15 protein-coding genes are annotated in these 18,606 nt (G+C 42.2%); 10 read left to right on the top strand and 5 right to left on the bottom strand.

Annotated elements, in window-relative coordinates; all coding sequences use genetic code 11:
* Positions 1-42: 42 nt before the first annotated feature.
* The gene (locus tag FQ084_RS09595) at positions 43-1,170 is read right to left on the bottom strand and encodes an FUSC family protein (RefSeq protein ID WP_149490412.1); all 1,128 of its coding nucleotides are present in this window, start codon (positions 1,168-1,170) and stop codon (positions 43-45) included.
* Positions 1,171-1,585: 415 nt separating this feature from the next.
* On the opposite strand from FQ084_RS09595, the gene FQ084_RS09590 reads away from it, so the two are divergent.
* Positions 1,586-3,406: an acyl-CoA dehydrogenase C-terminal domain-containing protein gene (locus tag FQ084_RS09590; protein WP_149490411.1), complete on the top strand. Its 1,821-nt coding sequence runs from the start codon at positions 1,586-1,588 to the stop codon at positions 3,404-3,406.
* A 131-nt stretch (positions 3,407-3,537) separates the two neighbouring features.
* The gene (locus FQ084_RS09585) at positions 3,538-4,014 is read left to right on the top strand and encodes a hypothetical protein (RefSeq protein WP_149490410.1); all 477 of its coding nucleotides are present in this window, start codon (positions 3,538-3,540) and stop codon (positions 4,012-4,014) included.
* Between the two features lie 112 nt (positions 4,015-4,126).
* Here the strand turns inward: FQ084_RS09585 and FQ084_RS09580 are convergent, their stop codons facing one another.
* Positions 4,127-4,501, bottom strand: a complete 375-nt coding sequence (locus FQ084_RS09580; RefSeq protein WP_149490409.1) for a 5-carboxymethyl-2-hydroxymuconate Delta-isomerase — start codon at positions 4,499-4,501, stop codon at positions 4,127-4,129.
* Positions 4,502-4,608: 107 nt separating this feature from the next.
* On the bottom strand, positions 4,609-5,097 hold the full coding sequence (ybaK, locus tag FQ084_RS09575) for a Cys-tRNA(Pro) deacylase (RefSeq protein ID WP_149490408.1): 489 nt from the start codon (positions 5,095-5,097) through the stop codon (positions 4,609-4,611).
* Between the two features lie 268 nt (positions 5,098-5,365).
* Between ybaK and plsB the strand changes: the two genes are divergently transcribed.
* On the top strand, positions 5,366-8,146 hold the full coding sequence (gene plsB, locus FQ084_RS09570) for a glycerol-3-phosphate 1-O-acyltransferase PlsB (RefSeq protein WP_149490407.1): 2,781 nt from the start codon (positions 5,366-5,368) through the stop codon (positions 8,144-8,146).
* A gap of 94 nt (positions 8,147-8,240) precedes the next feature.
* Here the strand turns inward: plsB and ettA are convergent, their stop codons facing one another.
* Positions 8,241-9,902: an energy-dependent translational throttle protein EttA gene (gene ettA, locus FQ084_RS09565; protein WP_149490406.1), complete on the bottom strand. Its 1,662-nt coding sequence runs from the start codon at positions 9,900-9,902 to the stop codon at positions 8,241-8,243.
* Between the two features lie 372 nt (positions 9,903-10,274).
* Between ettA and FQ084_RS09560 the strand changes: the two genes are divergently transcribed.
* The 4 genes from FQ084_RS09560 (at position 10,275) to FQ084_RS09545 (ending at position 14,313) form a co-directional block, all read left to right on the top strand.
* Positions 10,275-11,585: a flavin reductase family protein gene (locus FQ084_RS09560; protein ID WP_149490405.1), complete on the top strand. Its 1,311-nt coding sequence runs from the start codon at positions 10,275-10,277 to the stop codon at positions 11,583-11,585.
* A gap of 157 nt (positions 11,586-11,742) precedes the next feature.
* Entirely contained in the window at positions 11,743-13,113 is a 1,371-nt protein-coding gene (locus FQ084_RS09555) for a fatty acid desaturase family protein (RefSeq protein WP_149490404.1), read from the top strand.
* Between the two features lie 302 nt (positions 13,114-13,415).
* Complete coding sequence (locus tag FQ084_RS09550) at positions 13,416-13,709, top strand: GNAT family N-acetyltransferase (protein ID WP_149490403.1); 294 nt, start codon at positions 13,416-13,418, stop codon at positions 13,707-13,709.
* A gap of 310 nt (positions 13,710-14,019) precedes the next feature.
* Complete coding sequence (locus FQ084_RS09545; protein ID WP_149490402.1) at positions 14,020-14,313, top strand: 4a-hydroxytetrahydrobiopterin dehydratase; 294 nt, start codon at positions 14,020-14,022, stop codon at positions 14,311-14,313.
* Between the two features lie 133 nt (positions 14,314-14,446).
* Here FQ084_RS09545 and FQ084_RS09540 read toward each other — a convergent pair whose 3' ends face one another.
* Positions 14,447-14,602: a DUF1328 domain-containing protein gene (locus FQ084_RS09540; RefSeq protein WP_068407724.1), complete on the bottom strand. Its 156-nt coding sequence runs from the start codon at positions 14,600-14,602 to the stop codon at positions 14,447-14,449.
* A gap of 541 nt (positions 14,603-15,143) precedes the next feature.
* Here FQ084_RS09540 and FQ084_RS09535 point away from each other — a divergent pair.
* From FQ084_RS09535 to FQ084_RS09525, 3 genes are all read left to right on the top strand, one after another.
* Positions 15,144-16,442 carry a saccharopine dehydrogenase family protein gene (locus FQ084_RS09535; RefSeq protein ID WP_149490401.1) on the top strand — a complete coding sequence of 433 codons (1,299 nt, stop codon included), beginning with the start codon at positions 15,144-15,146 and terminating at the stop codon, positions 16,440-16,442.
* A 454-nt stretch (positions 16,443-16,896) separates the two neighbouring features.
* Positions 16,897-17,727 (top strand): hypothetical protein, encoded by an 831-nt coding sequence (locus FQ084_RS09530; protein ID WP_149490400.1) that lies wholly within the window; start codon positions 16,897-16,899, stop codon positions 17,725-17,727.
* Positions 17,728-18,204: 477 nt separating this feature from the next.
* Positions 18,205-18,591 (top strand): hypothetical protein, encoded by a 387-nt coding sequence (locus FQ084_RS09525; protein ID WP_149490399.1) that lies wholly within the window; start codon positions 18,205-18,207, stop codon positions 18,589-18,591.
* The last annotated feature ends 15 nt before the right edge of the window (positions 18,592-18,606 follow it).

Raw genomic sequence — 18,606 nt, 5'->3', positions numbered from 1 at the left:
GTTTAATGAATTGTTAAAGGACATATTATCCAAATTCTTCCTTTATGCAAAACGCGCTAATAACCAACTTTCCAACCGGCGTAACGGCACACGTAAATTGGTGGAATGCATTACTACTCCGCCGCTTAAACCCACTAAGCAACCAATAATGGTATCAAACAAGCGCGCAAGAATGATTTCTTGATAGCCTTGCTCAGAGAACGGTAAACCACTGCCATATTCGGCAATAAATATCGTCAGCGGTGTGATAAATATCACCGCCAACCCATAATGCCGGTCGACCAAAGTTTCGATACACAGCATCATACCTAATATCGCCAGCGCCACCCCCCATATCGGCAAGCCCCACGATAGCATCCAGCCCGCCAGCCCTACCCCTAATAGAGTTCCAAGCAAACGATGTATTTGCTTAATCCACATGGTACGCAAATGAATACCTTGGATAATTAAAAAGCAGCTGACCGCCGCCCAATATGGATTTGATAGCTGCAAAGTCACCGCGATAAGCAAAGCCAAACTGACAAAGCCGGCGACAATCACACTTTCAGTGATGGTATCTGGCTCATAGCGATAGGTGGGCGTAGGAGTCGACGGGCGTGTCGCTAATAGAAATAGCGAATACAGCAGCGCCATGATCAAGGCAAAGCCGCTACCCAGCATCACCAGACCCGTAGCGGGCATGATATCTTCTAAAGGCACTGGTATAAATAGTGCAATCGCTCCCGCCATCATCACAAACAATCCTGCGGGCGGCGGTTGGCGATAATAGCGTCCAAAAATCACAATCCCAAAAGCCATCAGGGTGAATATCGGCAATTTTAATAACGGGATTTGCTGCCCTATCAAACCAAGTGCAAAGCATAGCGACATAGCAAAGCCCCAGGCCATTACCGTCACCAGCCGGTATGGCAACTTACCCACTAAGGGGACGTTTAAAATAACCATCGCCCCTAACGATGCCTTGATACCCGATGATAAAGCGTCAAAATAAGCGCCCACAAATACGGGGAAGCTAATTGCAATCGCGGCGATAATGGGCATATGCCAAGGTCGCTTGCTGCGGTTAACGGTCAGCAAATGATTGAGCTCACCGTCGATTAGATTTTTTAGGCGAGCAAATAATGCTGTTAGCCAAAATGCTCGCGTTGCCTGACGCTCTGATGCGCTCATAATTGGCTTTCCTTATCTTATAAATACAATCAATCAATGTGCATAACGGACGTTATTTTACTATAGTCGTATCTATGATAAAGCGACATTCTAGAATAGACATTCATAAAAACCCAGCATATATATAACTTAAATTTTTAATTACACCTATAGGTCATGAATATTAGTTATTATTAGTATATTTGTCGTTATAGAAGATTTATACTGGCATCAATGCACGGCAGCTATTATTTATCAAGAGCTTCTTAACAGTATTGAAAATGCATAAGCTATCCTTAATAAAGCAAATATTGATCCATGATGTTGTCTATCTTTTCCCAAATAATCGCACACTCGTTTTCATAAACCACGGTTTAATTAGTAACTTAAGCAATAACCAAACGTCTATGCCAGCGAATAACTAAAGAGAACGACTATGTTAACTTACAAAGCACCTTTACGTGATATCAAGTTCTTAATTAATGACGTGTTTGACTACCAAACGCATTATAAAGATTTGGACAACGGCGCGAACGCAGATCCTGAAACGGTCGATATGATTTTACAAGGCTTTGCTGACTTCGCTGAAAATGTCTTAGCCCCTTTGTACCAGCCAGCTGATGCAGAAGGTTGTCATTTTGAAAATGGTGTTGTCACTACCCCTAAAGGCTTTAAAGAAGCGTACGATCAGTTTGTAGACGGCGGCTGGCAAGGTATCTCATACCCTGAGAAATTCGGTGGTATGAACCTACCTATGTCAATCAATCTCATTAAGTCTGAAATGATGGGTACGGCGAACTGGCCTTGGGCAATGTATCCTGGGCTATCGACCGGCTGTATCAACACCATCATGCAATATGGTACTGATGAGCAAAAAGAAACCTACTTGCATAAGTTGGTTGAAGGTTCTTGGGCGGGCACCATGTGCTTGACGGAGCCACAGTGTGGTACGGATTTGGGTCAAGTGAAGTCGAAAGCCATTCCACAAGCAGATGGCAGCTATAAGCTTAGCGGTACTAAGATTTTCATTTCAAGCGGTGAGCATGATTTAACGGAAAACATCGTGCATATCGTTCTAGCACGCCTACCAGATGCACCAGAAGGCACGCGTGGTATCTCATTATTTATCGTACCCAAATTCTTGCCAAATGCTGAAGGCGAAATTGGTGAGCGTAATGGCGTCTCTTGTGGTTCGATTGAACATAAAATGGGCATCAACTCATCAGCCACTTGTGTCTTGAACTTTGATGATGCGGTTGGTTACTTAATTGGTGAGCCGAATAAAGGTCTAAAAGCCATGTTCACCTTTATGAACACGGCTCGTATCGGTACTGGTATCCAAGGTTTGGCCCACACTGAACTGTCTTTCCAAAACGCCCTACCATACGCCAAAGACCGTCGCTCAATGCGTACGTTGTCAGGTACGAAAGAGCCTGAAAAAGTGGCTGATGCCATCATTAATCATGCTGACGTACGTCGTATGCTATTGACCCAAAAAGCCTTTGCAGAAGGCGGTCGCTCAATGATTTATCATTCAGCTCGCTATGCCGATAAAATGTCTCAAGGCATCGCCAATGGTGATGATGCAGAATTTGAGAAATGGGATGATAAACTAGGCTTCTACACGCCAATCTTAAAAGGCTTCTTAACTGAGCTTGGCATTGAAGCGGCCAAACACGGTCAGCAAGTGTATGGCGGTCACGGGTATATCAAAGAATGGGGCATGGAGCTGATCGCTCGTGATGCTCGTATCGCAACCATGTACGAAGGTACGACCGGTATCCAAGCACTAGATTTATTGGGTCGTAAGGTTATCTTGCAGTCTAAAGGTAAAATCATCCGCGACTATACCTCAAGCATCATGAAATGGTGTGGCGAGTATGCGCTTGATAAAGAGATGCGTAAGTTTGTTTGGGCATTGACCAAGCTATGTGCTGAGTGGAATACTCTTACTGTACGCTTAATGCTGATGGCACGTAAAGACCGTGAAATCATCTCAGCGGCATCAGATGACTTCTTGATGTATTCAGGTTATGTGATGATGGGCTACCACTGGGCGCGTATGGCAGCGGTTGCTTATGAAAAGCTTGAAAACGGCGGTACAGAATCACCAGAATTCTACAAAGCCAAAATCCAAACGGCAGAATTCTATTTCGATAAGTTGTTACCACGTACTTCAGGTCATGCCGAAGGCATGGTTGCACCAAGCAGCAGCATGACAGCAATGGACATCGATAACTTTGCTTTCCTAGATTAGAATTGCAAAAGTATTAATTAATGATTGATAAGAAAAGCGCCTATTATTTAGGCGCTTTTTTATGCTTAACTGAAAGCTAGAAAGTACTAAAACTGGAAATAATAGATAATAAACTCAGTGAGGAGATAATGATGTTTTCCATTCATAACAAGCGCAATTTATTAACTGCACGGGTGATAAACACGCTGTTGCTTAGTGCCAGCTTAATCAGTGTGGGCGCAAATAGTGCAATCGCTAAAAGTAGCGATACCCCCATTCAATTTACTAAGGGTGCTATCAGTAGCACGGTGACTGGTAAATTGAAACCCAATGAAAATGAACGTTGGTATCGCTTTGATGCGAGCAGCTGGCAATATGCCATTATTAACATTGCACCCCTAGCTGGTACGCCTGAGACTGCTAATGTCGGCGTGCTATATATGCCAAACGACACCCAAGATGGCACCAAAGGCGGTATCATTTATCAAGGTTGCCTACCTGCAACCGGAGAATATCGCTTACGTATCGCGCGCAATTTGATGGCCACTCAAGGTAAAACGGCCGGTTATAAAGTTGAAGTGATGATATTACCTAAATATGCCAGTGAATCATTATGCGAGTATTTATAACGGTTCATAGCATTTTATAACCAATAGCTTTCAGCGATAGCAAACCTTTTAACTTCTCAGTGTTTTTGACTACTCAGCCTGTCGCTCTTCAGTAGGCTAACCACTGAGCATTCTAACTGCCGAGCATCTTCTTATGATAAATTGTGCTGATTTCTTCCACTTCAACACATATCTGTATGTCTACTCGCCCTGATTGCCCTGCATCTAATATCTCTTCTATGGCGGTCACTAACAACTCGGCAAGCTGATGACGCACAACCTCGTCACGACCGCTCATTATTTTTAGATGCGCATAAATAAAGCCACTGCGTTGCTCATCATCTGCAACACCCACCAAGAATGTCTCAGTCGGTATCATGCGCGTTTTGATATCAGTTGGCTTACCAAAATGCCCGCTGCCCCATAATGCTTGATTTAATGCTTTAAGAAATGATTCTTCATGAGTAATGATGACATTGGGCGTCACTTGAATGGTTAAATGCGGCATAGATAGAATCCTTAAAAAAAGAGTAGCAAAGCCTAATAGTGAACCCTCATAGCAAATAACTGCGATGAGCTACAAATGGTAAGCAAGCATAAATGTCCGCTTAAAACTTAATCATCAACAATATCTGCAAAGCGAGAAGCAAGGGTGCTCGCCAATTGCTCAGGTGGTAATTCAATCTCCAAACCGCGGCGACCGCCACTCACATAAATACTCGCTTGCGCTTGTGCGGAGGCATTGACAACCGTTGGCAAGCGCTTTTTTTGTCCCAATGGGCTGACACCGCCCAGCACATAGCCAGTAGTCCTTTCAACTTGCTTGGGATCTGCCATTTGCACTTTTTTGCAGGGCAGCATTTTATTAGCAGATAGCGCCTTAGCCATTTTTTTAAAATTTAAGGTTTTATCCACGGGTAAAATAGCCACCGCTAGAGCGCCAGCGTCGGTCGTGACCACCAAGGTTTTAAACACACGCTCGGCAGCAATGGCCAGTTTTTCAGCCGCTTCTAACCCAAAGGACGCAGCGTTACTGTCGTGAGTATATTCATGCAACTTATAATCAAGGTTGCGTTGTTTGGCAATTTTGATAGCAGGAGTCATAATATTTTAGCTTAGATAAAAAAGGTTAGAGAATAAACTTTAAAAGGAGTTGCCTATCAATATCTCATTTAATCTTAATACAGTATTACGCGAAATCGCTGATATTTCTACCCTTCGTTTAATAATGACAGCTATCCACTGCAATTTTAGCCAATAGCTTATAATGCTATACCGTTAATATTGGCAGTATATACAGACACTATATATCGCTTTGATGGCTTTTATGGCATCATAAGCACAACACATTTGACTAATTTTGATACTCATTATGATACCGAAGTTCTTAAAAAAACGGATTTTTAAAGCGCCTGTAGCGACCGACGATACGGCAGTGACTAAAGACTTAGACACAGCTACCAACCCAGTCGCGCCAAAGCCTTACACTAATGCACCGATTAACCAGCTGTATCGTAAGCTCTCGGGACAGATGCTTGATGTTGCCGTTAAGCCAAAGCTGTTGGGCGAATTGCCTGAGTTTGATGATGACGACAACATCCTCAGATTTTATGTACTGCAAGACTATTCGCGCTCCAACAGTATTTTGATTGACCTGCAAACGCAGGAGCACAATTTGCCACCAGCGCTGGTCGGTGTACAGGATATTGCCCATAATATTAAAGAAAACGCGGCGATTATATTCTTACATCATCCCCATGCCAAAGACAGCGAGCTATCACCGCGCCTATCACGCTTGGTCTCTGCCGTTTTGCAGCATCCAGAACTAAAGGTACGGTTGGTACCCGTCTCGATCCTGTGGGGACGCGCGCCAGAAAAAGAAGATTCATTATTTAAACTCCTGACCGCCGATAACTGGCAAGACCCAAGTATCACCAAGCAGCTCTTTAATATCGGTGTCATGGGACGTGATACCTTTGTCCAATTCCATCCACCGCAAGATTTGCGGACACTTATTAATGATAGTCTTAAAGGCGATGGCGAAGGATTTTCTGTTTTTGATTCAGTAGCGAGCGATTTAAAAGATAACTTCTCACAAGACCATGTTTTAGAAGATAGCAACTTACAAAATAGTGAGGAAGCGCCAAGCTATACCATGGTTGCAGCCGCTGACGGCAATCGTGAACTGGTGCGGTCGTTGCAACAACAACTCAATATTTATTTAGACAAACAGCGCGCCAGTATGCTTGGGCCTGATTTGTCGGACAGGCGCAACTTGGTCGATAAACTGGTTTATTCGCCCGCCATTAAAAATGCCATAGAAGCCGAAGCTGAAGCCTCTGGTATCAGTGTACGTGAAGCCCGTGTCTTAGCAAAAGGCTATGCCAATGAGATGGTCAACGACTATTCGCACTCTATTGTCCGCGGTTTTTATAAGTTCCTCACTTGGCTATGGACGCAGCTTTATGATGGCGTCGAAGTCCATCACTTTGAGCGCGTGCGCGAGCTGGCGGCGGATTACGAGTTGGTTTATGTGCCTTGTCACCGTAGCCATGTCGATTATCTATTACTGTCTTATGTCATCTACAAGCGCGGCCTAAGCATTCCTTATGTTGCCGCCGGTGACAATTTAGACGTGCCAGTATTAGGGCCATTACTACGCGGCGCTGTTGCTTTTTACATTCGTCGTAGCTTCCGTGGTAATGCACTTTATACCGCGGTATTACGTGAATATATGCACACCCTTATTACCCGTAATACGCCGATTGAGTACTTTATTGAGGGCGGACGCTCGCGTTCAGGACGCCTATTACCACCGAAGATGGGTATGCTGGCGATGACCGTCCACAGTCAACTGCGTCACTCTGAGAAGCCCGTGGTATTCATACCGACCTATATTGGTTATGAGCGTATCATGGAAGGCGGCACCTATGTCGGTGAGCTAAAAGGTAAGCCTAAAGAGTCTGAATCTTTAATAGGCTTACTCAAGGTTGGGCGTAAGATTGAACGTATCTTTGGTAATGTGCATTTAAGCTTTGGCACACCGCTCCATCTTAGCGACTTTATGACAAAATTCGATGTGCCAGCCAATAGCTTACCTGCTGATCGCACCGATACGCCGCTCGATGATAAAGCCAGTGCGATGGTCGATAATATCGGCGTAAAAGTCATGCAGCATATCAATAAAGCGGCGGTTATCACCCCTGTGTCGCTTTTGTCATTGGTATTATTATCAGCACCAAAATCTGCGCTTGATGAAGATATTTGCCGCGAGCAAATTGCCCTATATCAAGGTTTGGCTCAGCAGCTGCCCTACTCAGATGATACGATCATCACCGATATGTCGCCGCAACAAATCATTGATTATGGTATTAAGTTGAAGCTTATCGAGCGGATACCGCATATCTTAGGTGATATTATTCAGATTGCGGGCAAGCAAGCCGCTTTACTCAGCTATTTCCGTAACAATATCCTGCATGTCTTTATTTTATTATCATTCCTAGCGGCCTTAGTGGCTCGCAATGGTCGCATCGAACGCAGTCGTCTAAATAGTATTGCCGAGCAATTATATCCATTCCTCCAAAGTGAGCTGTTCTTATACTATCCGGCACATGGTTTGGCGGAAACACTCGACAAAAAAGTCGATAGCCTCATCGCCAATGGACTGATTGTAGAATTAAGCGATGGTATGCTGAGCGTCCCTGAAACAAATAGCAAATGCTATCAGCAGCTACAAGTGCTCGCCACACCGGTTGAACAAAGCCTTGAGCGTTACTTTATGACCCTTGCTCTACTTGCGCAGCAAGGCTCAGGAAATCTGACCGAAAATGAGGTGGTTGATCTCTGTCATCTGCTTGGACAGCGTTTATCAGTACTATATGCCGATGACATTCCTGACTTCTTTGATCGGGCTTTATTTACTAGCTTTATCAGTGCCTTAACTCGCCTTAATTATCTACAAAAAGACGAAGAGACGGGCATCTTAACCTTTGATAAGCGCATCGACCATATCGCTCATCACGCTAAATATGTATTGAGTCCTGATATGATGCAAATTTTGCAGCAAGTCGCTAGTCTCAATGAAGAAGAGATTGCTCATGCGATTACTGAGATTGGTAATAAAAAGCAGCGCAAATTTGGCCGTAAGCGTTAAATTATAGTTCGCGACACTCAATTATGTAGCACAAAAAAAGACCTCTAATATATTAGAGGTCTTTTTTATTATATAAAAACTTTAAACAGCTACTTTAAGTAGAAATCTTTTTATACTTCATACGCTTAGGACTGGCGTCATCACCCATGGTCTTTTTACGATAAGTTTCAAACTCAGAATAGTTACCATCGAACCAAACTGGGCCTTCCTCTTCAAACGCCAAGATATGAGTGGCAATACGGTCAAGGAACCAGCGATCATGCGAGACCACCATTACCGTACCTGGGAATACTTGAATCGCATCCTCTAGCGCACGTAAGGTTTCGATGTCCAAATCGTTTGAGGGTTCATCAAGCAGCAAAACGTTCGCGCCTTGCTTTAGCGTTTTCGCCAGTTGCAAGCGGTTACGCTCACCACCTGATAATTGACCGACGTGCTTTTGCTGGTCTGAACCTTTAAAGTTAAAGCGACCGATATAAGCGCGACTTGGCGTTGTGTAGTCGCCAACCGTGATGATGTCTAAGCCATCAGACACTTCTTCCCAAACGGTTTTGCTGTCATCTAAGTTGTCACGCACCTGACCGACATAAGCGACTTTCACACTTTCGCCCAACTCGACTGAACCTGTATCTGGCGTATCACGTTCGGTAATCATGTTGAATAGCGTGGTTTTACCCGCACCATTTGGACCAATAATACCGACGATAGCACCCGCTGGCACGTTAAAGCTTAGGTTTTCGTACAATAAACGATCGCCAAAGGATTTGGAGATATCGTTGACTTCGATGACTTTGTTGCCTAGACGTGGACCCGGTGGAATATAAATCTCAGAGGTCTCGTTACGTTTCTGGAATTCTTGTGAGTTCAACTCTTCAAAACGCTGTACACGAGATTTAGACTTAGCCTGTTGACCTTTTTGGTTTTTGCGAATCCAATCTAGCTCTTTTTTCAGTGCTTTAGCAAACGATTCTTCTTGTTTGTTCTGCTGCTCTAAACGGGTATTCTTTTGCTCTAACCACTCAGTATAGTTGCCTTCGTACGGATAGCCATGACCGCGGTCAAGCTCCAAAATCCACTGGGCAACGTTATCCAAGAAATAACGGTCATGGGTAATAGCAACGATAGTACCGCTATAATTCTGTAGGAACTGCTCTAACCATGCCACGGACTCAGCGTCCAAATGGTTGGTTGGTTCGTCTAGTAACAGCATATCAGGGCGCGACAATAGCAAACGGCATAGTGCCACACGGCGTTTTTCACCACCTGATAGTTTGCTGACATCCGCATCCCATGGTGGCAGACGCAGGGCATCGGCCGCTTTTTCAAGCTGGGTATTTAAGTTATGCGCATCCCATGCTTGGATGATGTCTTCCATCTTACCTTGCTCTTCAGCAAGCTTGTCAAAGTCCGCATCAGGCTCAGCATATTCGGCATAAATAGCATCTAAACGTGCAAGCGCATCTAACGCTTCACGCATACCGTCTTCAACGTTACCACGGACGTCTTTGCTATCATCAAGCTGTGGTTCCTGCGGCAGATAACCAATTTTGGTACCCGTTTGCGCGCGTGCTTCACCACTAAATTCAGTATCCACGCCCGCCATAATACGTAGCAAGGTTGATTTACCTGAACCGTTGATACCCAAAACACCAATTTTGGCGCCAGGGAAAAACGATAGGTTAATATTTTTTAAAATTTCACGCTTAGGTGGAACAAGTTTTGACACGTTGTTCATCGTGTAAATATATTGAGCCATTAACACTCCGATAGACTGCATAAAAGAGGTAAGCGAGCAGACTTAGCAATACTGCTAAGTAGGCTGCACCTCAAAATCAGGGGTATTCATTGACTGTCATTATCGCATTGTGATGAAGCCCCTGCAAGCTAACTGGCTGTTTTACCGCTTGTTTCATGCCTTTTATCACAAACCTGCGAGCATTTTACATAAAAGCTTCTATTAAAATTATCATTCAGCTTACTGGCCTATCTTTCTGATTCATTGCTGTTTTATAAAAGCCACAAAAATGCGCATCAAATATTTCGCAAAGTTAATCAATAGGGTCTATTATATTAGTTAATCTTAATAAAAATAGTTTTATAAAAAACAACTTTATAAAAAAGGTACTCCATGACGACTGGCTATCGCCCTGAACTTATCCAACGTGCGTTTGTTGATTTTATCAGTACGCGCCTGCACCCATTTTGGTCATTAACCGTGCCCAAATTGCGCCTTATAGCACGCCGGACACTCAGTGATGACTTGATAGCGCTACAATTTGAGCCTAATCGCGCTTTTAAACAGCAAGTTTTTAGTTCAAGCGATATCTCACACGATGGCTGGCATGGCGGACAGCATATTAATATAAGCATACTTATTGATGGTATTTATCATCAACGCTACTATTCATTGGTTGGTTTGCCGCAGCAGCCCTTATGGTGGCATGAGGGCGGCGATAAAAAATCTAACGGCAATAAAGATAGCTTTGATAAAGACAGCATTCATAGAGATAGCATTGATGAAAAGTCGCAACCACAAACTATTACCTCGACGATAACTATTGCTGTTAAGCCTCAAGGTTTAGTTTCAGATTACTTAAGCAAACATGCAGCACTGGGTACTATATTTAATAGTAGTTTACCCAGTGGTGAATTTACTTTAGCTCATAGATTATTAGAGCAGCAAGCAAGTCAAATAAACGAACCGTTATCTCTTACCTCTTTATTAATACCGCTATTATTTATCGCTGGCGGCAGTGGTATTACGCCAATGCCAGGTCTCATTACGCAGGCACTGCAAAATGGGCATCAAGTCACGTTGCTACATTATAGTCGTACAACTTTTGGTAAATCGCCTTTGCAGAATCAATGGCAGCAGTTATCTGCTAAATATCCAACATTCATTTATCATCTTATTCATACTGAAGACCCTAGTACTTACATTGCAGGCTCGCGACATTTAAGTGCAAAAACGTTAATAGCATTAAAGTTACCACTTATAGATACACAGATATTTGCCTGCGGATCGGCAACGTTATTGTCAGGTTTATACCGCGCTTGCGATAAAATTGATTTGCCACATGGCAAGCAGCTGCGTGACAATATTACGATAGAGAGTTTTAGTACGATAGAAAACTTCGATCATATCTTGTCTACTATAGATAATGCAGACAAAGGAGCCGTTACGGCCGAAGTAAAAACCATTTATTTACATGGACGGCAACGACAATTTAACAGCAGTACCACATTATTATTGGGTGCTGAGAGCGCTGGTATTCGCCTCAACTACGGCTGCAGACAAGGCATATGCCAGCTGTGTCGCTGTAATAAAATTAGCGGTAGAGTGAAAAACATTCAAACCGGTAAGATAAGTAATGATGGCTATGAGTCTATCCAAACCTGTATCAACGTGGCAGTGACCGATGTGGTATTGGATATTTAGCAGATTTATCAAGGATAAAACAGCCTTTCATAACTATTTATAACTTAGTTATTACCTAGAGAACATTCATTCGTATTGTCTCTTAAAACTGACACCAATGATTAAACCGAATATTGTGATCATCATTTATTGAGGCACTTTCGGATAAGGATTATCTATGCGCTTGTTACCCCCTATATCTAAAGCTAAATCTGCGGTGCCTATTCTAACTTCGTTAACCGATGCACCATTCAAGACCAAGCGATATCCAACGTTAACGGCGGCGCCACTACCAAAAGCGCAGACCGAAGCCCTCGCTGATGAATTGAATACATTGTATCAAAGCGTGATGGACTCACTAGGTAGCGATGATGCGCGCTATATTCAGCGTGTTTATGGGACGGTGGTATATAGCGAGGTAGTTTCACGTGCACTATTGGCAGTTGCTGGACGATTATCATCAAAACGCAGCAAACTTGGCGTTTGGTTACTGGGCACATCCTTGCTAAGCTTTAGTAAAATATTAAACAATATGGAGCTTGGCCATAACGTGATGCATGGTCAGTATGACTGGATGCAGCATCCCTATCTTAATAGCCAAAAATTCGATTGGGATATCGTTTGCCCTGCGCCGCTATGGCAACATTCGCATAACTATCTGCATCATACTTTCACCAATATCGTCGGTCGCGACCATGACGTCGGCTATCATTTGATACGCGTGACTGATGAGCAGCCTTGGACACCAAGCGATCGCTATAATTTATTTAAAACAATGATATTGGCATTGGGCTTTGAATGGGCAGTCGCCTTCCATGATATTCAAATCAGTGTTGACGAATACGCAGACGCGCCGCAGCTGACAGACATCATGCAGCCAAAAGCTCGCGCGCTATTTGGCAAAATCGTCCGCCAAGTGGGTAAAGATTACATTGCTTTTCCTGTGCTAGCAGATGTGTCATTAGGTTCTGGCAGCGCCCTGACGACCCTAAGCGGTAATATCACCGCCAATATCGCTCGTAACCTATGGACATGGGCGGTGATATTTTGTGGTCATTTTACCGAACAGGCGCATATGTATACCCATCTTGATGCCAATGAGAGCAAAGGTGATTGGTACGTGCGCCAAATTCTTGGCTCCAGCAACATTCAAGGTAATAAATGGTTTCATCTTTTGACCGGTAATTTATCGCATCAGATTGAGCATCATATCTTTCCCGATATGCCTGCTAGACACTATGCGAAGATTGCACCGACCGTACAAGCCATCTGTCATAAGTACAATTTAGCCTATAATACTGGGCAATTTAGTCAGCAATTTATGCAAGTACTCGGACGCATTCGCTATTTTAGTAAACCAAGCGCTGAAGAATGGCACACTTATACACAATCGACATCAAATAACCATAGCAGCATTAACAAGCCTACTTCTAATAGTACTTCTGTCTCAGACAACAATGCTCAAGCAGCAATAAATGATGCACAAGCTAAACGTGGTTTTAGAAGGTTTCTTCCTCAGGTTGTGCGCCAAGCTATGTTTTATGCCTGATGATTAGTACTTTACACGTGATGCGCTCTTATATACGACGTCAGTAGAGTCTTTAAACTTAAATAGAATCTATAAAGTAGAACATCTAAAATAGAGGCATGTTAAAGATGTTAACATTTGCTCTATCTACTCTTACGGTAAGGGACTAGAAACTTAGAATCAAAAGCCTCACAATGGAAACAGTAAAACACCTAAGTGAAAACAGGTATTGAGCCAGACGACCATTAAAGAAAGCAGTATTGAACTAAATATCAGGCTAGATAAATACGAATAATTATAAAATCTAATAACGAGGAGCTTTTATGAGTAATGAAAATAAGAAACCAGAAATCAAAATCGTTCACAATGAAACAGCAAAACGTTTTGAGACGTCTATTGACGGTCATATAGGCTACATCAGTTATCAAGAGCGTGACGATAAGTTGGTGTACGATCATACCATCGTGCCACAAGAGCTAGGCGGTCACGGCGTGGGTTCAGCTTTGGTCAAACATGCTTTAAACTATGCTCGTGAAAATAACAAGAAAGTCGTACCTCAATGCTCATTTGTCGCTGCATATATTGACAAACATCCTGATTATCAGGACCTGCTATAGTCCAAGTAAGTTATAAGCGTTTTTCGCGCTATATAGCAATGATAGTTTTTACTACCAACCGCCATACTAGAGCTATATACTCTGGATATTGACGCCTCACTGCCCTCCTATTTCTCTGATGTTCTTTATTGTCTATTTGCAGCCAAATAAATAATAAGATATCCGTAATAGGTGGGTTTTTTGTCCCAAAGTTTTTGTAGTCTACGCGCTTATCACATGAGTAAAAGCGTCTGAAACTCATCGTAATCGCCACACTATTTTATCGTTAATAGTGATTTTCTCATCCACCATAATAATAAAGGATATCACCATGAGTAGTTTATCTAATCAACAAGTTGATTTGCAGTTGGAAGAGTTGCCAGGCTGGCAGCGCGATGGTAATGCTATCGTAAAAACCTACCACTTTGGCGATTTTGTTGAAGCCATGAGCTTTATGAATCAAGCGGCTTTTCATGCTGAAGCATTAGAGCATCATCCTGAATGGAGTAATAACTATAATGTGGTCGAAGTTCGCCTGACTACTGGTGATACTGGCGGTATTACTAGCCATGATGTCCGTTTGGCAAAACGAATGGAGCATATCATCCAGCCTAAAACTTTCTAATATTTAACAAAATTGTTCATGTTAATTATAACCATTAAGATATCTAAATCTCAGCCGTAAAAAAAGTCCTCAATAGAGGACTTTTTTTATTATCAGCATGAATACTTAAAATCTAAGCAATCACTGTTCTCTATTACATACGGCGACTAACAAATGCGACAATGAATAAGATTACAGCAATGGCTAGTAGAATGTAGGCAAAGTTTGCAGATAGGCCAGCAACACCGCCAAATCCTAGGAAACTTGCAATCAATGCGATTACAGCAAAAATAATAGCCCAACGAAACATAATATTCTCCTCAAATAATGATTAAAAAACTGGGTGTCGAGACTCCTAAAGTACGTTTCAATAACCCAGTTATCAGCCAAGTTGTTTTACCTTAATGGTCTTAATCACCCAATATCTTACTTTTTGTTTTAATAGTGCTTATCACTGCTTACGAATATAGATTAGCAATAATTGTCTTTAGAAAACGTTCATTTTGGTAATAATGTCGATAGGTTATGTAAACTTTGTAGCAAATCTTACCGTTTTGAAGTTTTTACTTGGCTTTTCAGGACTTATGTGCAGACACAGTAAACGATTGCGTAAACTCGCCTATTTTTATGAGAAAATTTGCGATAGCTTTTAATGATCTATCAATGACCTATTTTTAATTGTTTACAGGCTTTGCCCTATAACTTTTAGTTAATAAAAGTTTATTAGTAAAAGTTACTTAGCAAAAATAATATACCGATACCTTTTAGAACAAACATTTAATACCGTGCATTCAACACTCTGTGGTCAACAAGCAAAATCTAACCAAAGCTAATTAATAAGGAAAATAAATATGAATACGGATACTTCAAACAACACCCAAAAATCAAGTCATGAGCAATCAACTTCTAGCGAAAAGCGCTCTTATGCGGTGGTTCTATACGGAGCGACAAGCTTTGTTGGCCAGATTACGGCGCATTATTTGACAGAGTTCTTATCTAATGCTAAAGACAAAAACGGCTCAAACGTCACTTGGGCGATTGCCGGTCGTGATGAGGAAAAACTCAATGAACTGAAGTCCAAGCTTGCTAGTAAAGTCGATATTATTATTGCTAATAGTGACGATGTGGCTAGCCTTGATAATATGACCAAGCAAACCCAAGTTATTATTTCAACCGTTGGCCCTTACCTAAAATATGGTGAGCCCTTGATTAAATCTTGCGCGGAGAATGGCACCGATTATGTCGATTTGACGGGTGAAGCCATCTTTATCAAGGACATGATGGATAAGTATCAGGATACGGCAAAACAAAGCGGCGCTCGTATCGTCAACTCATGCGGTTTTGATTCTATCCCATCAGATTTGGGCGTTTACTTTACCCAGCAGCAAGCAGAAGCGAAATTCGGTAGCGCCTGCGATGTCATCCATATGCGCGTCAAAGCAGCAAAAGGTGGCCTATCAGGCGGCACGATCGCGTCCATGGTGACTATCTTTGAAGAGGTCGGAAAAGACAAGTCTCGCCGCAAGCAAGTAGCAAACCCTTATTTGCTGAACGATGATAAGGATGCACCGAACGTGCGTCAAGATAACGTCAGCAAACCAGAATATGACAGCGAGCACAAACGCTGGCTTGCGCCCTTTGTCATGGCGAGCATTAATACCCGTATCGTACATCGTAGTAACCAACTGCTCGGATATGAATATGGGCGTGACTTTAAGTATGACGAAGCGATGTGGATGAAAGATGGCATTAAAGGTAAGCTATCAAGCTATGCAATGAGCGCAGGCTTATTAGGATTTGCCACCGCCATGATGATTACGCCAAGCCGCGAGCTTTTGTCTAAACACGTATTACCGAAATCAGGATCAGGCCCTTCTAAAGAAGAGCAAGAAAATGGCTACTTTGACATTCGCCTCTTTGGGCAAACGGCTAACAAAGACAGCATTGCTACCAAAGTAACGGGAGATAAAGATCCCGGTTATGGCAGCACCTCACGTATGTTGTCGCAAGCGGCATTATGTCTCGGGCAAGACATCAGCAAAGAAGAAGTGGGCGGCGGCTTTTGGACACCCGCCTCAGCGATGGGCGATAGCTTAATAGAGCGTTTAGAAAAGTATTCTGGTATTAGTTTTGAAGTCGTTGAGTCCTAAAATCACCGATATATAAAATCAAAGCAATATGATTTTCACTCATCTAATAAAGACCGTATCTTAGCAAAAAGGTACGGTCTTTTTTTGGCTGTATTTTCTCATAATATTTTGCCACATTGTTTAGACTGAGCATTTCTAGGTAAATGTTAATGAATACTAATAACGTAATTTCTGCGTAAACGATATTGCCTAATCCCTCTTTTTTAATACATTAAGCTACATATTCCTAGCCTAATGTCACAGCCATGTTGCTATAACTGACGTAGGATAAAACAGGTTATGGCGTCGCTTTCATTATGCTAATAAGAAAAGCCATCAGCTTTTGATAAGACATTACTTTAACATCACGACATTGCTCGAATACGAGCCAGCTAAATAAATGCTAAAGCTTTTATTTAAAAAAATTAGAGAAACTAACTTGAAGCCATTAATAACAATAAAAGAGGAAATAGTGATGAAATTGAATGTATTAACAGCCGCTGTTTTAACCTCAGGTGTGGCCATGGTTGCGAGCACTGCCAATGCAGACATGACGACTGATAATCATGGTAACGTCGGTTATGATAGCTATGATGAGTGTGTGATGGCCGTCAAAGATGGCTCAGCTCAATTTTATACTCCTTACACTTATCAAAAACCAAAAATGCAAATTGGCGAATCTTCTGTCAAAAAAATGCGCTTATCTGAGGTCATGATTCCTAAAGCTGTGGTGAATAGCAATAACTCAAAGGCTAGTAATTATTCAGCGGGTGCCTGTGACTTAGGCGTTGGGCAGTCAAACGGTCGCTATGGGGTGTCGGGCGCTTTAGTTGGTAAGTATGTGCCTATTGCGGCTGATATGCCAGTTAACGTTTATATGGACAAAGCGGGTAATCCCGTACGTTTAAGCATGCAGCAGTGTGATAACCATTTTGGTGCTAAGTTCCCAACACCTATTATGAATGAAGCAAAAGAAAAGGAAGCACCAGCACCAGATGCTGAAGTTGCTATCACTGAAGAACGCAGTTTAGAGCCGGTCGTTGTAGAAACCACACGCGTTATACGTCCTGCTAAATACCGTGTGAAAGAAGTTATCATTGCCCCAGAAGACCAAATCAAACGCCTCAATACCGCTAATGGTACTGTGATTGCAGTTGAAGATAGTGCTAATCGTACCGTTATCGTTGGTCAAGAAGCGGATGCTGAAGTACTTGAGGAGACAGAAATCAGTCAAACCTTCCCTGTTATCCGTGTGCCTGATAATAACGGCCAACAACCTATTGTTGACCCCAGCATCAGTAAGTAGGTGATTATTAAATAAGCGTTTTTGATGCGTAGGTGCTTGAACCTTTTTAATGCGGTTTATTGCAGTATTTATATACAGTACGATATAAGAGAGTAGAGATTCGACTTTATCTTTCTATCTGACAATAACCATACAATGGTTGCATAAAGTCACCTATAAACATCGCTCTGTTAGACTTTTAATTTATGTACTACTGAACCTACGCTTATTTAGTTGGTATTCTCCCACTTAGGTTTTTATCACTGATTTAGATCAGCTTATAAACCTCTTTATCCAAATCGATCATGATAATCGCTTAATGGTTATCATGATTTTATTTTCTCTATAGATTCAATGTTAGCTATTCTAAATATATAGATTCAAAATACTAAATGAATTTTGATTTTAAGCAGTTACATACCCCAGCACGCAAAATAAACGTCAAGTTTGAAATGCTTTAGACTGACTTGATAAGATTATAAATTAAGGAATTGATTCATGAAAAAAAGTACTCTATCTTTATCGCTACTCATTGGCGCTGCGCTCACTATCCCAAGCTTGGCCATGGCTGCACCTACTGATACGGCAGCAATGGAGAAGCAAGCGGCGGCTACGGCAATCACACTAGAAGCTGAAGGTGACAATGTAAATAATGAGTCAGCAGCAAACCAATCTAGTCCGTTTCAGATTAGCGAAACCCAAGTTATCTCAAGAGCAAAGGTAAATAATAGCCCTAACCAACAACAGATGACAACTGAGCTACAAGCCGATCAAGAAGCTATGCAATTGCAACAAGCGGCTATTCAAAATCCAGAAGATGCGATGCAACAGCAAGATTTACAAGATGAAATGCTAGAAGAAGAAGCGTCATTAGAGACAGAATAAGACGTAGAAACAACA

The sequence above is a fragment of the Psychrobacter sp. ANT_WB68 genome, assembly GCF_008369115.1.
Classification (GTDB): domain Bacteria; phylum Pseudomonadota; class Gammaproteobacteria; order Pseudomonadales; family Moraxellaceae; genus Psychrobacter.
Note: the sequence above shows the minus strand (reverse complement) of the source record. Positions and strands in the feature narration are given on the sequence as shown.

Coding starts and splice junctions, on each gene's coding strand:
- FQ084_RS09595 (WP_149490412.1), bottom strand. CDS start 1,170: ATGAGCGCATCAGAGCGTCAGGCAACGCGAGCATTTTGGCTAACAGCA.
- FQ084_RS09590 (WP_149490411.1), top strand. CDS start 1,586: ATGTTAACTTACAAAGCACCTTTACGTGATATCAAGTTCTTAATTAAT.
- FQ084_RS09585 (WP_149490410.1), top strand. CDS start 3,538: ATGTTTTCCATTCATAACAAGCGCAATTTATTAACTGCACGGGTGATA.
- FQ084_RS09580 (WP_149490409.1), bottom strand. CDS start 4,501: ATGCCGCATTTAACCATTCAAGTGACGCCCAATGTCATCATTACTCAT.
- ybaK (WP_149490408.1), bottom strand. CDS start 5,097: ATGACTCCTGCTATCAAAATTGCCAAACAACGCAACCTTGATTATAAG.
- plsB (WP_149490407.1), top strand. CDS start 5,366: ATGATACCGAAGTTCTTAAAAAAACGGATTTTTAAAGCGCCTGTAGCG.
- ettA (WP_149490406.1), bottom strand. CDS start 9,902: ATGGCTCAATATATTTACACGATGAACAACGTGTCAAAACTTGTTCCA.
- FQ084_RS09560 (WP_149490405.1), top strand. CDS start 10,275: ATGACGACTGGCTATCGCCCTGAACTTATCCAACGTGCGTTTGTTGAT.
- FQ084_RS09555 (WP_149490404.1), top strand. CDS start 11,743: ATGCGCTTGTTACCCCCTATATCTAAAGCTAAATCTGCGGTGCCTATT.
- FQ084_RS09550 (WP_149490403.1), top strand. CDS start 13,416: ATGAGTAATGAAAATAAGAAACCAGAAATCAAAATCGTTCACAATGAA.
- FQ084_RS09545 (WP_149490402.1), top strand. CDS start 14,020: ATGAGTAGTTTATCTAATCAACAAGTTGATTTGCAGTTGGAAGAGTTG.
- FQ084_RS09540 (WP_068407724.1), bottom strand. CDS start 14,602: ATGTTTCGTTGGGCTATTATTTTTGCTGTAATCGCATTGATTGCAAGT.
- FQ084_RS09535 (WP_149490401.1), top strand. CDS start 15,144: ATGAATACGGATACTTCAAACAACACCCAAAAATCAAGTCATGAGCAA.
- FQ084_RS09530 (WP_149490400.1), top strand. CDS start 16,897: ATGAAATTGAATGTATTAACAGCCGCTGTTTTAACCTCAGGTGTGGCC.
- FQ084_RS09525 (WP_149490399.1), top strand. CDS start 18,205: ATGAAAAAAAGTACTCTATCTTTATCGCTACTCATTGGCGCTGCGCTC.